General features: G+C 64.7%; 10 protein-coding genes. 9 read left to right on the forward strand and 1 reads right to left on the reverse strand.

The genetic code is table 11. The features are described 5' to 3' along the window. The 8 genes from NOF53_RS19135 to NOF53_RS19170 all read left to right on the forward strand — a co-directional run. Positions 1–642, forward strand: a 642-nt coding sequence (locus tag NOF53_RS19135; protein WP_255971599.1) for an MCE family protein, incomplete at its 5' end; no start/stop codon positions are given. Next, positions 639–1,718 carry an MCE family protein gene (locus NOF53_RS19140; RefSeq protein WP_255971601.1) on the forward strand — a complete coding sequence of 360 codons (1,080 nt, stop codon included), beginning with the start codon at positions 639–641 and terminating at the stop codon, positions 1,716–1,718. The genes NOF53_RS19135 and NOF53_RS19140, both read left to right, overlap by 4 nt. Continuing rightward, positions 1,715–2,710 (forward strand): MCE family protein, encoded by a 996-nt coding sequence (locus NOF53_RS19145; protein ID WP_255971603.1) that lies wholly within the window; start codon positions 1,715–1,717, stop codon positions 2,708–2,710. The genes NOF53_RS19140 and NOF53_RS19145 overlap by 4 nt, the downstream gene beginning before the upstream one ends. Beyond that, positions 2,710–3,969 carry an MCE family protein gene (locus NOF53_RS19150; RefSeq protein WP_255971605.1) on the forward strand — a complete coding sequence of 420 codons (1,260 nt, stop codon included), beginning with the start codon at positions 2,710–2,712 and terminating at the stop codon, positions 3,967–3,969. Before NOF53_RS19145 ends, NOF53_RS19150 begins: the two co-directional genes overlap by 1 nt. Continuing rightward, positions 3,966–5,249 (forward strand): MCE family protein, encoded by a 1,284-nt coding sequence (locus NOF53_RS19155; protein ID WP_255971607.1) that lies wholly within the window; start codon positions 3,966–3,968, stop codon positions 5,247–5,249. Before NOF53_RS19150 ends, NOF53_RS19155 begins: the two co-directional genes overlap by 4 nt. Continuing rightward, the gene (locus tag NOF53_RS19160; protein ID WP_255971609.1) at positions 5,246–6,493 is read left to right on the forward strand and encodes an MCE family protein; all 1,248 of its coding nucleotides are present in this window, start codon (positions 5,246–5,248) and stop codon (positions 6,491–6,493) included. Before NOF53_RS19155 ends, NOF53_RS19160 begins: the two co-directional genes overlap by 4 nt. A gap of 134 nt (positions 6,494–6,627) precedes the next feature. Then, positions 6,628–7,245 (forward strand): hypothetical protein, encoded by a 618-nt coding sequence (locus NOF53_RS19165; RefSeq protein ID WP_255971821.1) that lies wholly within the window; start codon positions 6,628–6,630, stop codon positions 7,243–7,245. A gap of 78 nt (positions 7,246–7,323) precedes the next feature. After that, positions 7,324–8,313, forward strand: coding sequence for a hypothetical protein (locus NOF53_RS19170; protein ID WP_255971611.1), 990 nt, complete (start codon positions 7,324–7,326; stop codon positions 8,311–8,313). 263 nt (positions 8,314–8,576) lie between these two features. Here the strand turns inward: NOF53_RS19170 and NOF53_RS19175 are convergent, their stop codons facing one another. After that, a complete protein-coding gene (locus NOF53_RS19175; protein WP_255971613.1) occupies positions 8,577–10,748 on the reverse strand; it encodes an MMPL family transporter in 2,172 nt (723 codons plus the stop codon). Between the two features lie 431 nt (positions 10,749–11,179). On the opposite strand from NOF53_RS19175, the gene rpoB reads away from it, so the two are divergent. Further along, positions 11,180–14,686: a DNA-directed RNA polymerase subunit beta gene (gene rpoB, locus NOF53_RS19180; RefSeq protein WP_255971615.1), complete on the forward strand. Its 3,507-nt coding sequence runs from the start codon at positions 11,180–11,182 to the stop codon at positions 14,684–14,686. The last annotated feature ends 27 nt before the right edge of the window (positions 14,687–14,713 follow it).

The raw sequence follows: 14,713 nt of genomic DNA on the forward strand, positions 1-14,713 counted from the left end.
AACGAGCTCTCCACACTGCTGGTATCCCTGACCGGGACGGGTGCGAGCACGGCCGACCTCCTGCAGACCAACGCCGAGTCGATCGTGAACATCGCCGCCGATTCCCGTGAAGCACTGCAGATTCTGGGCCGGTATTCGCCGAGCTTCGGCTGCACGTTCGCCGGTTTCGCGAAGACCGCTCCCATCGCGCGTGCACTGCTGGCGCCGGACGACCCGCACCCGGGTGTGCGTGCCAGTGTGCAGTTCGTCAACCCGAAGGGTCGCTACTTGCCCAACCAGGACGAGCCGCGCCTGCTCGACAATCGTGGGCCCGCCTGCTACGACAACGTGACGGCGCCGGGCGGCAAGTTCCCGCAGTATCCGGGTGGGTCGTCGTACAACGACGGTGCCTACCAGGTGCCTTCGCGTAACCCGGGACCGTCCACCATCGACTTCTTCCCGGCGCCCGCCGGCGTCCCCGATCAGGTCCCGGGGTACGGAGCCGAGGTCACCCCCGCCAGCTACGCGGGTTCGAAGATGGAGCAGGACACGCTCGACGTCGTGTACGGCGAGGCAGGGGGCATGGCGCCGGAGGACGTGCCCAGTTGGACGACACTCGTCGGTGCGCCGACCATGAGGGGGACTGAGGTGAGTTTCAAGTGAGGGGCCTCCTTGCGCCGCTGATCAAGCTGATCATCTTTGCCGTGGTCACGATCCTGGCTACCGGTCTGCTCGCGGCCACCATTGCCAACCTCGGTGGTGGTGGCGGTACCAAGTTCAACGCGATTTTCTCTGATGTCACCTCCCTCAACGAGGGTGACGAAGTGCGCATCGCCGGTGTGCGTGTCGGCCAGGTCGAGAAGATCGCGATCGTCGACGATCGCGAGGCCGAGGTGCAGTTCACGGTGGCTGATCGAGACTGGTTGCCTGCGAGCACCACCGCGACCATCCGGTTCCGGAACCTCGTGGGGCAGCGGTACATCTCGCTGCAGCAGGGCGAGGGCCAGCAGGGTATGAAGATCACCGCCGGCGACACGATCCCCCTCGAGCGGACCAAGCCTGCCGTCAACCTGACGACACTGTTCAACGGATTCCGCCCGCTGTTCCAAACGCTCAGCGCCGAGGATGTCAACAAGCTGTCGTACCAGATCATCCAGGTGTTCCAGGGCGAGTCGGGGACCATCACCGAACTCGTGCGGAACACCGCGAGCCTCACCAACACGGTGGCGGACAAGGATCGGGTGATCGGCGCGGTGATCAACAACCTCAACGATGTGCTCGCCACGGTGAATCAGCGTGACGACCAGCTCGATGCCCTGATCGTGAACACGCAGCAGCTCGTCACCGGGTTGTCCGAAGAGCGCGGTACCGTCGGTTCGGCGGTGACGTCCCTCGCCGGCCTCACCGACGCGACCGCGGATCTCCTCGAACCCACGAGGCCGTCCATCCAGGAATCCATCACTTCGCTCAATACGGTGGCGACCACGCTCAACCGCAACTCCGATACGATCAACGGCGTCCTCGAGACCCTCCCGGTGAAGCTCGAGAAGCTGGGGCGGGCAGCCAGTTACGGCTCCTGGTTCCAGTTCTACCTGTGCGGTATCGACATCGTTGCAGGCCCGGGAACGGCACCTCAACTGAACTTGCCCACCGGCCTGCCGACCGTGAATCAGCCGCTGTACACCAACTCGGCGAAACGGTGCTCGCTGGACGGCCTACGGGAGTTGCAAACACGATGAGAAAACGTCGCAGCCCGGCAGTGGCTGGTGCCCTGGGCATCCTCGTGGTGCTCTTGGCGACCCTGTCGGCATTCTTCCTCGACTCGCTGCCCTTGATCGGCGCCGGATCGACCTACACCGCCCAATTCAGCGAGGCGGCAGGCTTGAAGCCCGCCAACGAGGTTCGCATCGCGGGTGTGAAGGTCGGCAAGGTCACCGCCGTCGAACTCGACGGAGACCACGTCAACGTCGACTTCAAGGTCACCGACGCGTGGGTGGGTAACGAAACCTCGGCGTCCATCCAGATCAAGACGATCCTGGGCCAGAAGTACCTGGCCCTCGACCCCCGGGGTTCGGACACGTTGAATCCCAACGACCCGATTCCGCTCGAGCGCACCACCTCTCCCTACGACGTGGTCGAAGCGTTCTCGGCAGCGGCGGAGACGGTGGGCGAAATCGACTCCGATCAGCTGGCCGAAAGTATGGTCACTCTGTCGCAGGCCTTCGAGGGCACACCCTCGGAGATTCGCGCTTCACTCGACGGTGTCAGCAGGTTGTCGGAGACCATCGCGAGCCGCGACCAGGAACTGCGGAAGTTGTTCGATGCCACCGGGACGACGACCAAGGTGCTCGCCGACCGCAACACCGAATTCAACCGGTTGATCAGCGATGCGGGCCTACTGCTCGGCGAACTCAACAGTCGCCAACAGTCGATCTCTCAGCTGCTGACCGGAACCCAGCGGCTGTCGCAGCAGTTGACCGGTCTCGTACGTGACAACGAGGCCACGATCGGTCCTGCTCTCGAACAACTCAACGGGGTCGTCGAAATCCTCAAGGCCAACAACGAGAATCTGGACAGGGCGATGAAACTGTACGAACCATTCGTCCGCCTGTACACGAACGTGGTCGGCAACGGGCGCTGGTTCGACCAGGTCGTGGTCAACCTCCTCCCGCCGGGCCTGCCGGACATTCCCGGACCCCGTGATCCCGTCCGCACGTTGGGGGGCAACTGATGACTGACGCCGACAACGGAGAAGCACAGGGAAGCAATCGCGGTCGGATCGCACTCGTCGCGGGAATCGTCATCGTCGCTCTGGTGATCGCCGGCGCCCTGTGGTGGGTGTTCACCCGCGCCGGCACCACCAAGATCACTGCCTATTTCGACAAGTCGGTGGGCATCTATGAAGGGTCCGACGTACGCATCCTCGGAGTGAAGGTCGGATCGATCAACTCGGTGGAGCCGCAGGGCGATCAGGTGAAGGTCGAGATGCGGGTCGACCGCGGCATCGAGATTCCCGCTGACGCAAAGGCCGCACAGGTCACACCGTCCGTGGTTGCCGACCGCTATGTCCAGCTCACTCCCGTCTACACCGGCGGGGAGACGATGGAGAGCGGCGCCGTGATCCCTCGTGATCGCACCGCGACACCCGTCGAGGTGGACGAGTTGTACGCGAGTATCGAGAAGCTGTCCGCCGCATTGGGTCCGGAGGGTGCAAACAAGGAAGGTGCGCTGACCGAGTTCGTCGAGACCGGAGCTGCGAACCTCGGTGGCAACGGAGAGGCGCTGGGACAGAGCATCAACCAGCTCTCGGACGCCGCTCGGACGCTCAACGAGAGTCGCGGCGATCTGTTCGACACGGTCAAGAACCTCCAGGTGTTCGTCAGTGCCCTGGCTGCCAACGACCAGCAGGTCCGCAACTTCAACGCGCAGCTGTCCGACCTGTCCGGGTTCCTCGCCGGTGAACGCGAGAATCTCGGTGCGGCCCTGAACCAGCTTGCCATCGCCCTCGGTGACGTCTCGAAGTTCGTGGCCGACAACCGGGAGTTGCTCGCCGAGAATCTCGACGACCTAGTTCCGGTCACCCAGACACTGGCAGACAACCGCGACTCGCTGGTGAATTCGCTGACGTTGCTGCCGTTGGCCGTCAGCAACCTGGCCAACTCGTACGACGCGGAGTCCGGGAACCTGGCGTCCCGCCTGGCCTTACCCGATCTCCAGGACCCTGCCGGCGTGATCTGCAAGTTGATCGACCTCGGAAGGCTCGTGCCCGGTGATCCGCGTTTCGAAGCGCTCGGACGCCAGATGCAGCCGTTGATCGACAACTGCAAGAACATCACGTCGCAAATCACGGCATCGGTGACCTCGCCGACGCTCGTTCTTCCGTTCGGAATCCTGAGCGGTGACAACATTCAGCGGACGGTCACTCCCGGCACGGTGCCGGGTGTCGTGTCGCCACGGTTCGACGACGCAGTAGGCGGTGAGGGCGAATGAAGCGGTCGGTAATTCTCGGTGCCGGGGCGTGCGCTGTCGCCTTGGCGGTGAGTTCCTGCTCGTCCGAGGGCATTTACGGTATTCCGCTGCCCGGCGGGCCGGACGTCGGTAGCGACCCCATGCACCTGACAATCCAGTTCGACGACGTGCTCGACCTGGTTCCCCAGTCGGCCGTCAAGGTGGACGGTGTGCCGGTGGGTCGGGTGGAGTCGATCAAGGTAGCTCCGGACGGCTGGTCGGCAGACGTCGAGATCATTCTCGACTCGTCGGTCGACCTTGCCGCCAACGCGGTCGCGGCGATCGAACAGACCAACCTTCTCGGCGAGAAGTTCGTTCAGCTGTCCGAACCGCCGGAAGACAAGGATCCGGATCGGTTGCAGAACGGTGACACGATCAGCCTGGATCGCACACGCCACGCCACCGAGATCGAGCAGGTCCTCGGCGCGCTGTCACTGTTGCTCAACGGCGGCGGCGTCGGGCAGCTCCAGCCGATCGTGCACGAGCTGAGCACTGCCCTCGACGGTCGCGAAGACCGGGTACGCAGCCTGCTGGAGCAGGCCAACACGCTTATCGACGGTCTCAATCAACAGCGTGACGACATCACCCGCGCGCTCGACGGCCTCGACGCCCTCACCACTCGGGTGAACGAGCAGAACGAGAAAATCGGGCTGATACTGGACGACCTGCCGATCGCTGCCCAGGTGCTCAATGAGCAACGCCCGCAGCTCACGCAGATGCTGGTGCAACTCGATCGGCTCGGTGCCGTCGGCACGGATGTGATCACCCGATCGAAGAACGATCTGATCGCCGACCTTCTGGCGCTTCGTCCGACACTCAAGGCCCTGGCCGACGCCGGCGATGATCTGCCCAACTCGCTGGCGTTCATCCCGACGGTTCCGTTCCCGGACGGCGTCGAGCAGATTGCTCTCGGCGGCTCGGTCAACCTGTTCCTTTCGGTCGATCTCCAAATCGGTGACGCGCTGAGCGCACTCGGTGTCGGGCAGGGCAACCCGGTATACGTGCCGCCGAAATTCGGTGAGCCGAAGCCGATCGTCGACCCGACCAACCCGTACTACAACGGCAACGGTCCGCGACCGGGTTGGCCGACGATCTCGCTGCTGCCGGTTCCCCCGATCGTTCCTGCACCGACGTCAGGTCTGCGGCTTCCGGCACTTCCCGGCACCGCGCCGGCCGGCGCGACCCCGGGTGCGGAGACACCGCCCTCGCAGAACCCGATGGGGGGACTGCTCGAGCAGTTCGGAATTGGGGGTGGACAATGAGATCACGACTGGTCAAGATTCAGCTAGTCGCTTTTGCCGTGGTCGCGCTGGTGGGCCTCGTCTACGTGGGCGCCAAGTACGTCCGGCTCGACAATCTGCTCGGGTTCGGCGAGTACGACGTCAATGCACAGTTCAGGGACTCCGGCGGCATCTTCACCAATGCGGAGGTGACCTACCGGGGCGTGCCCGTCGGGCGGGTCGGCGAGCTGTCGCTCACCTCGGACGGCCTGAACGTCGAACTCAAGATCAAGAAGGGTAGCCCCGAGATCCCGGCTTCGGCCAAGGCCGTCGTCGCCAACCGTTCCGCAATCGGTGAGCAGTACGTCGACCTCCAGCCGGAGAGCGCCGAGGGCCCGTATCTCGCCGAGGGCTCGGTGATCACCGAGGCCAACACCTCGACCCCCGTGCCGGTGGAGCAGGTGCTGATGAGCGTCAATGGACTCGTCCGGTCGGTTCCGACGGACGCTCTGCGTACGGTCACCACCGAACTGGGTGCGGCATTGAACGGCAAGGGTGAAGACCTTCAGACGCTGGCGGATGCCCTGTCCACGCTGACCGACGACGGGCTCGACGTCTTGCCGGAGACACTGACGTTGATCCGGGACAGCCAGACCGTCCTCGCAACGCAGTCGGATCAGTCGTCGGCGATCATGCAGTTCAGCGCGGACCTCGACACCGTCGCCGCGCAGCTGCGTACCAGTGACCCCGATGTGCGCGCGGTCATCGACAACGGCATTCCTGCCAGCGACGAACTCGGCCTGCTGGTCAATCGGACGGGGCCCAGTCTCACGACGGATCTGACAAACCTGTCGGCGTTGGGCCGGAAGCTGGCGCCGCAGGCGATCGCACTGCGACCGATCCTGATGTTCCTGCCCGCTATTGCCGCTTCCGCCTCGACCGTCGCGCCGAACGACGGAACGGTGCACCAGGGCATCGTGCTCGAGACGAACAACCCGCCCCCGTGCACTATCGGTTACGAGGGAACGCACGAGATCCTGGCCGAGATGCAGCGCCAGGATCCGAACTTCGACGACACCCAGCAGGACTTCCCCTTCAACACGGAGGCCAATTGTGACGTGCCTCATGGGAGTGTGACCGGTGTGCGAAGTGCAGACCGAATCGTGTTCGCCGATCCGGACACGATTCAGCCCTGGGATTTCAAGCCGAAGGCCATGCCGGACGCCCTCAACTTGAATCCCATCGCAACGCAGCTCGCTCCGCTCCTCGGGGTTACCCCCAAGTAGCATCACGGGTTCCATTCGAGCGAGCCGAAGAAAACAATCAGTAGGGTATTGGTGTGACGCGAACTACCACGCCCCCGGAGTCGAGCTCATCGGCTCCGGGGAAGGACAGAACTCTGAAGGCCTCGTTTGCTGCGGTGACCGCACTGGTGGTGGTCGCGGTGGTTGCGGCCGGATGGTTTGGCTTCGGGTGGGCGCGGGCGCTCTTCGTGGACAAGCCGATCGCCGACGCACGAGACTCGGCATTGAACGGTGCGCAGCAGGCCGCGATCAACCTCAATTCGGTCGACTCCGCCAACCTCGAGGGTTCCTTCGAGAACATGAGGTCGTCCATCACGGGCGAGAAGATGAACCAGGATCTTCAGGCGACGATGGACGGGTTCACCGACCAGATGCGCCAGTCGGGTGCGACGAGCAAAGCCGAATTGATGCAGGGCACTTTGACGGAGCTGAACACGGACGACGGCCTCGCGAAGGCATTGGTCGTCGTGGCGGTCACCACCACGTGGCCCGATCGTTTCGACAAATCGAAGGTCACCATGAGGTTGGACGTGCAGGATGTCGACGGCGTCTGGAAGGCGTCCTCGGTCGAGCCGGTAGGCGCGCGTATCCCCCTCGAGAACGGGTCACTGCCCGCAGACGGCGCGGCCCCGGCACCGACAGAGCAGGCTCCGGCCGCCCCGGCTCCGACCGAGGCCCCGGTCGTACCCGCGCCCGAGCAGGTTCCGGCGCCCGGTGACACCGGCGGTCAGTAGTCCTGATGAGCCGCGCCGGACCTGTCGCCGCGGCGTCCACGTCGACGAGTTCGTCGTGCAATGAGAAAGTGGTGAATTATGCCCCCCAAGCGCCGTAACAACGTGCCGGACAGCGCTGCAAAGGGCAGGCGTCCCCGGGTAGCGGGAACCCGCAATCGTGCCAACGACCCGACGTCGCGAGTGACACCGCAGCCTTCGCCGACCGTGAACCTCCCGAAGAAGTCGTCGACCCCGCCAGGAACGGAGTCGACGCCGGAGAAGCCGGCGGCCGGACAAGACGATACGGCCGCAACCGCTGCCGTGGACACTCCAGAGGCCGCCGACACCAAGGCCGCCGACACGAAGGCCACAGAGACGGCCACGACCGATACTGATACGGCGACGCCCGCAGATTCAGGCAAGCCGGTATCGATGGCGAAGTCGGCGCCGGCGTCAGCGAAGAAGACAGTGCCGGGGGCGAAGACCGCGTCCACGGCCAAGGCGAGTGCCGCAGGAAAAGCGAAGGTTCCCAACCTGCAGCCGCGTATCAGTACCCAGTCGGCCCAGAAGGCGACACCGGAATCCGGCAGCAGCCGTATCACGTGGAAGCTGGTGGGGATTCTGGGTGCTGTCGCAGCGGTGCTGGGCATCTTCGCGGTCGTGGCGGCCTTCGAGCCGGGCGGTCAGGTCACCAATACTGCGTGGGTGGACGAGAGTGGCACCGCAGAGGTGACCAAGGCGGGCACCGAGGCGATCGAGTCGCTGTACACGTACAACTACGAGACCATCGACCAGGACTTCGAGAAGGCCCGCGGTTACTTGAACGAGGCTAAGCGCGCCGAGTTCGATCAGACTGCGGCGACGACAAAAGACGCGGCCATCCAGACCAAGACGGCCACCGAGGCGTCGGTCACCGACATCGGAGTCACATTCCTCGAAAGTGACCGCGCGGAACTCCTGGCGCACATGAACGTCAGCGCGACGGGAGACGCTGTGGCGCAGGGCAGCGCTGCGACCCCGCTGTCGGTCAAGCTGGAGAAGGTCGACGGCAAGTGGGTGTTGTCCGACATCTCGGATAGCGAAGGCTGAGCGCGATCACCGCTCCCCGGAGTGAACAGCTCGGGAAACAGTGCCGCGTCGAGAGTGGAAGTGGCGTAGCGCATCATCGGATGCCGCCTACACGCAAGATTCGGAAATGATTGAGCTAGAGGGGAGTGGGCCGGCGGCTGGTGTTCGTATTGCCGTGTGCGCGCCCTCGACGTGCTCGACGAATGTGGTTCGTCGCTACGTGACCAAGTGGGTTGAAGGGTGAACTAGCTACTGGCACAGTCGGAAATCGCGATCCTTCGCGCCTATCGTCGCGACGAGTCGACGGGAACCGACTGCGATGCAGCGGATTTCGCCCTTCCGGCCGAGCCGAGCGCTGCGCGACGCCGGGTGAGGAATGCGGGAGCCCACCAGTTCGCCTCACCCATCAGTGCGACGAGGGCCGGGACGAGCATCATCCGAATCACGGTGGCGTCGATGATCAAGGCCACGATCATGCCGAGGCCGATGAACCGCATCATCGTCAGGTCCGAGAGAGTGAAGGCTCCCGTGACGACGATCAGAAGCGCCGCCGCGGCTGTGACGATGCGCCCGGTGTGCGCGGTGCCGATCCGGACGGCGTCTTCCGTTGACGCCCCCTGCTCGTGTGCCTCGACCATCCGCGACATCAGGAAGATTTCGTAGTCGGTGGAGAGTCCGAACACCACGGCGATGATGAGGACGACCATCGTCGCGGGCAGTGGTCCCGGCGTCACGCCGAGTAGTTCCGCGCCGTGACCATCCTCGAAGATCCACGTGAGCACCCCGAACGAGGCGGCGAGGCTCAGGGCAGCCATCGCGATCGCCTTCAGGGGGAGGACGACGGAGCCGAAGGCCGGGACCATCAACGCGAAGGTGACGGCCACCATGATTCCGATCATCCACGGCAGTTTGGCGCCCATCGAGTTCAAGCCGTCGGCGGTGAGAGCGTTGAGGCCGCCGATGTGCTTCTCGGTGCCCGGCGGGGCGGGTAGATCGCGAAGAGTGGCTGCTGTCGTCATCGCGCCCTCCGTCCGATCGGCGTGGTCGAAGATTGCGCGGATCGCGGTGAAGTTTTCCGTGGTGCCGACCGGAACCACGCGCCGGACACCGTCCACGGCTGCGGTCGCCTGATAGAACTCTGCCGTCGCAGACGCAGGCGGCGCCTTGCCGTCGGTGCCGAACAGGACGAGAGTCGCTCCGTTGTTGGCGAGCGGGAAGTCGGTGGCCAGATCGTCGACGGCGAGGCGGGCGGGGTGTCCCGCAGGCAGGCCGGTGTGATCCAGGTCGCCCAGCGAGGCGCCTACGAGCGGGGCGGAGAGGACGATCAGCCCGGCGACAATTCCGGTGGCGACGGCGACGGGCCGCTGCATCACCCGGGTGGCGACGCCACCCCAGAATCGGTGCGCCCGGTCCTCGCTGCGTTCGACTACTCCCCGGCGCCAGGTGAGGGAGTTGATCCGGGGCCCGAGCACGGTGAGGGCGGCCGGCAGCGCCGACAGTGAGAGGACGGCAGCGATGCCGATAGCTGCCATGCCGCCGTAGGCGAACGACCGGACCAGCGCCTGCGGGAAGACGAGCATGCCCACGAAACCGCACACGAGCAGAAGTGCGGAGAACCCCACGGTTCGTCCCGCCGTGGCCAGGGTGCGCCGAACGGCGTCCGCGGTCTCGGCGCCCGACCGCAGTTCCTCACGGAAGCGGGTGACGACGAACAGTCCGTAGTCGACGGACATGCCCAGCCCCACCAGGCTGGCGATATTGATCGAGAACGCGCTGACCTCGGTGAAATAGGAGATTCCCCGCAGCGCACCGAGTGCGCCCAGGATGGCGAGGCCGCCGATGCACAGCGGGACCGCGGCCCCCGCCAGACCACCGAAAATGACGAGAAGCAGAACCAGGAGGATCGGGAAGGAAATGGTTTCGGCCGTGATCAGGTCGCTTTCGGACTCCTCGTTGTACGCATTCGCGATCACGCTGAACCCGCTGAACTCGGTGTGGACGCCGTCGATGGCGAGAAGAGGTGCGACATCGTGGAACGCCGCGATCCTGGTGTTCTCGCTGCCGTGCAGGGATACGACGACGAGTCCCTCGGTGCCGTCGGTGGAGCGCAGGAACTCCTTGGCCTGCGCGGGCGCCGTCCAGTACGAGAGCGGTGTATTGGCGAGCACATCCGGATCGATCTGCGCGAGCCGTGCGGACACCTCCTGCCCCAGATCGTCGATCGACTCTCCGGGACGTGCCGTGTAGGTCACCGCGAGGTCGGGAGTCTGGCGGCCGAACTCCTTCTCGATCAGGCTCTCGACACCTGCGGACTCGCTTCCGGGGTCGGTGTAGCCACCCAGGCTGAGCCGCTCGAACACACCCGAGCCCCATGCGCCGCTCGCCAGCACGAGGAGAACCACCGCCATCAGGACCAGCTTGGGGCGGGCAACGACGAGAGAACTCCAGCGCGTCACGGCTCTCCTTCCCCCAAGGTCCTCGGCGATCGCGTGGGCATATTGTTCACCGCTCCCGGGCTGCAGGGAAGGGACAGCGAAAAGGTGCGATGGGCTGTTCCCGACGACGCGATGACGGCGCGATGACGACGCGACACGCACACTGACTCTTGACGCCAGGGTCATCACGCGTCACTCTGATGCGTGAACATGCGCTCGCGGCGCATGGCCGAGCGCCCGGCTGGGTGCTCCTTCGGCTGCCCGACTCGACATCTACTGAGTTTGGGTGTACTTTTGGACGTTGCGCTGGCTGCCTCCTGTCCACCTCTCGTCTCAACTGCTGTGAAGTGTTCTGCTTCTCGCCACTGTGACGGGTTTCGTTCGGGTTGTAACCAGCGAAATTCAAAGCAGATACAGCGGCGGTCGCAACAGCACAGAGCGGCCCGCGTGAGGTGCTGGAAGGACGCATCTTGGCAGTCTCTAGCCAGACCAAGGCAGTTTCCGGAATCCCCGGAGCCCCGAAGAGGGTTTCGTTCGCGAAAATTCGCGAACCCCTCGAAGTTCCCGGGCTTCTTGATGTACAAACCGATTCGTTCGAGTGGTTGATCGGTGCGCAGAGCTGGCGCGAGCGCGCCGCCGCTCGTGGCGACAGCGCAATCTCCGGAGGTCTCGAGGACATTCTCGCGGAGCTTTCTCCGATCGAGGACTTCTCGGGCTCGATGTCTCTGTCCTTCTCGGACCCGCGCTTCGACGAGGTCAAGGCCTCGACGGACGAGTGCAAAGACAAAGACATGACCTACGCGGCTCCATTGTTCGTCACCGCGGAGTTCATCAACAACAACACCGGTGAGATCAAGAGCCAGACGGTCTTCATGGGTGACTTCCCGATGATGACCGACAAGGGCACGTTCATCATCAACGGCACCGAGCGCGTCGTCGTCTCGCAGTTGGTGCGTTCGCCTGGCGTGTACTTCGACCATTCGGTCGACAAGGGCACCGAGAAGGACCTGCACAGCGTCAAGGTCATCCCTGGCCGCGGTGCATGGCTCGAATTCGATGTCGATAAGCGCGACACCGTCGGTGTTCGCATCGACCGCAAGCGTCGTCAGCCCGTCACCGTGCTGCTGAAGGCCCTCGGCTGGACCACCGAGCAGATCACCGAGCGTTTCGGCTTCTCGGAAATCCTCATGGCCACGCTGGAGAAGGACAACACCGCCGGCACCGACGAGGCGCTTCTCGACATCTACCGCAAGCTGCGCCCGGGCGAGCCGCCCACCAAGGAGAGCGCCCAGACGCTCCTGGAGAACCTGTTCTTCAAGGACAAGCGCTACGACCTGGCACGCGTGGGTCGTTACAAGATCAACAAGAAGCTGGGCCTGAACACCGGGCAGCCGATCATCGCGTCGACCCTCACCGAGGAAGACATCGTCGCCACCATCGAATACCTGGTGCGCCTGCACGCCGGTGACACCGAGATGACCGCCCCCGGCGGCGTCACGGTCCCCGTCGAGGTCGACGACATCGACCACTTCGGTAACCGTCGCCTGCGCACGGTCGGTGAGCTCATCCAGAACCAGATCCGCGTGGGCCTGTCCCGCATGGAGCGCGTGGTTCGTGAGCGCATGACCACCCAGGACGTCGAGGCCATCACGCCGCAGACGCTGATCAACATCCGGCCCGTCGTCGCTGCGATCAAGGAGTTCTTCGGAACCTCCCAGCTGTCGCAGTTCATGGACCAGAACAACCCGCTGTCGGGGCTGACGCACAAGCGTCGTCTGTCCGCCCTCGGCCCGGGTGGTCTGTCCCGTGAGCGCGCGGGCCTCGAGGTGCGCGACGTCCACCCGTCGCACTACGGCCGCATGTGCCCGATCGAGACCCCTGAGGGTCCGAACATCGGTCTGATCGGTTCGCTGTCGGTGTACGCCCGGGTCAACCCGTTCGGCTTCATCGAGACGCCGTACCGCAAGGTTGTCGACGGCCAGGTCACCGACCAGGTCGACTACCTGACCGCAGACGAAGAGGACCGCCACGTCGTCGCCCAGGCCAACTCGGCCATCGACGCCAACGGTCACTTCACCGACGACCGCATTCTGGTCCGTCGTAAGGGCGGCGAGGTCGAGTTCGTGTCGTCCGCCGACATCGACTACATGGACGTCTCGCCGCGACAGATGGTGTCCGTCGCTACCGCGATGATCCCGTTCCTCGAGCACGACGACGCCAACCGTGCCCTCATGGGCGCGAACATGCAGCGTCAGGCGGTGCCGCTCGTCCGCAGTGAGGCTCCGCTGGTCGGCACCGGCATGGAGCTGCGTGCTGCTGTCGACGCCGGCGACGTCATCATCACCGAGAAGACCGGTGTCGTGGAAGAGGTTTCCGCGGACTACGTCACGGTGATGGCCGACGACGGAACCCGTAAGACCTACCGGATGCGCAAGTTCGCGCGTTCGAACCAGGGCACCTGCGCCAACCAGCGTCCGATCGTGGACGAGGGACAGCGTGTCGAGACCGGACAGGTCCTCGCCGACGGCCCCTGCACCGAAAACGGTGAGATGGCCCTCGGAAAGAACCTGCTCGTGGCGATCATGCCGTGGGAAGGCCACAACTACGAGGACGCGATCATCCTGTCGCAGCGCCTCGTGGAAGAGGACGTTCTCACCTCGATCCACATCGAGGAGCACGAGATCGATGCCCGCGACACCAAGCTCGGTGCCGAGGAGATCACCCGTGACATCCCGAACGTCTCCGACGAGGTCCTCGCCGACCTCGACGAGCGCGGCATCATCCGTATCGGTGCCGAGGTTCGCGACGGTGACGTGCTGGTCGGAAAGGTCACGCCCAAGGGCGAGACCGAGCTGACCCCCGAGGAGCGCCTGCTGCGCGCCATCTTCGGTGAGAAGGCTCGTGAGGTCCGCGACACGTCGCTCAAGGTTCCGCACGGTGAGACCGGCAAGGTCATCGGCATCCGCGTGTTCTCGCGCGACGACGACGACGATCTGCCCCCCGGTGTCAACGAGCTGGTCCGTGTCTACGTGGCACAGAAGCGCAAGATCCAGGACGGCGACAAGCTCGCCGGCCGCCACGGCAACAAGGGCGTCATCGGCAAGATCCTCCCCCAGGAGGACATGCCGTTCCTGCCCGACGGCACCCCGGTGGACATCATTCTGAACACCCACGGTGTTCCGCGTCGTATGAACATCGGCCAGATCTTGGAGACCCACCTCGGGTGGATCGGCAAGACGGGCTGGAACGTGCAGATCGCCGGCGACGGCTCGCGTCCCGATTGGGCCGAGCAGTTGCCGGAGGAGATGCTGTCCGCGCCCGCCGACTCCAACATCGCCACCCCCGTGTTCGACGGTGCCAAGGAAGACGAGCTCACCGGTCTCCTCGGTTCGACACTGCCGAACCGTGACGGCGAAGTGATGGTCGCGTCCGACGGAAAGGCCACCTTGTTCGACGGCCGTTCCGGCGAGCCGTTCCCGTACCCGGTGTCGGTCGGCTACATGTACATCATCAAGCTGCACCACCTGGTCGACGACAAGATCCACGCTCGCTCGACCGGTCCGTACTCGATGATCACCCAGCAGCCGCTCGGCGGTAAGGCCCAGTTCGGTGGCCAGCGCTTCGGAGAGATGGAGTGCTGGGCGATGCAGGCCTACGGTGCGGCATACACGCTGCAGGAGCTGCTCACCATCAAGTCGGACGACGTGGTGGGTCGAGTCAAGGTGTACGAGGCGATCGTCAAGGGCGAGAACATCCCCGAGCCGGGTATCCCCGAGTCGTTCAAGGTGCTCCTGAAGGAGCTCCAGTCGCTCTGCCTCAACGTGGAGGTGCTGTCCTCGGACGGTGCGGCCATCGCGATGGCGGACGGCGACGACGAGGACCTGGAGCGGGCCGCAGCGAACCTGGGCATCAACTTGTCCCGGAACGAAGCGGCGACGGTCGACGACCTCGCGAACTAGGGTTCCGGTCCCCGGGTCCCTGAGGAA

Source organism: Rhodococcus tibetensis (assembly GCF_024438035.1).
Taxonomy (GTDB): Bacteria; Actinomycetota; Actinomycetes; order Mycobacteriales; family Mycobacteriaceae; genus Rhodococcus_F; species Rhodococcus_F tibetensis.

What these genes read in the sequence shown, in the direction of transcription:
- NOF53_RS19145 (WP_255971603.1), top strand. Translation starts at nt 1,715, where the DNA reads ATGAGAAAACGTCGCAGCCCGGCAGTGGCTGGTGCCCTGGGCATCCTC.
- NOF53_RS19150 (WP_255971605.1), top strand. Translation starts at nt 2,710, where the DNA reads ATGACTGACGCCGACAACGGAGAAGCACAGGGAAGCAATCGCGGTCGG.
- NOF53_RS19155 (WP_255971607.1), top strand. Translation starts at nt 3,966, where the DNA reads ATGAAGCGGTCGGTAATTCTCGGTGCCGGGGCGTGCGCTGTCGCCTTG.
- NOF53_RS19160 (WP_255971609.1), top strand. Translation starts at nt 5,246, where the DNA reads ATGAGATCACGACTGGTCAAGATTCAGCTAGTCGCTTTTGCCGTGGTC.
- NOF53_RS19170 (WP_255971611.1), top strand. Translation starts at nt 7,324, where the DNA reads ATGCCCCCCAAGCGCCGTAACAACGTGCCGGACAGCGCTGCAAAGGGC.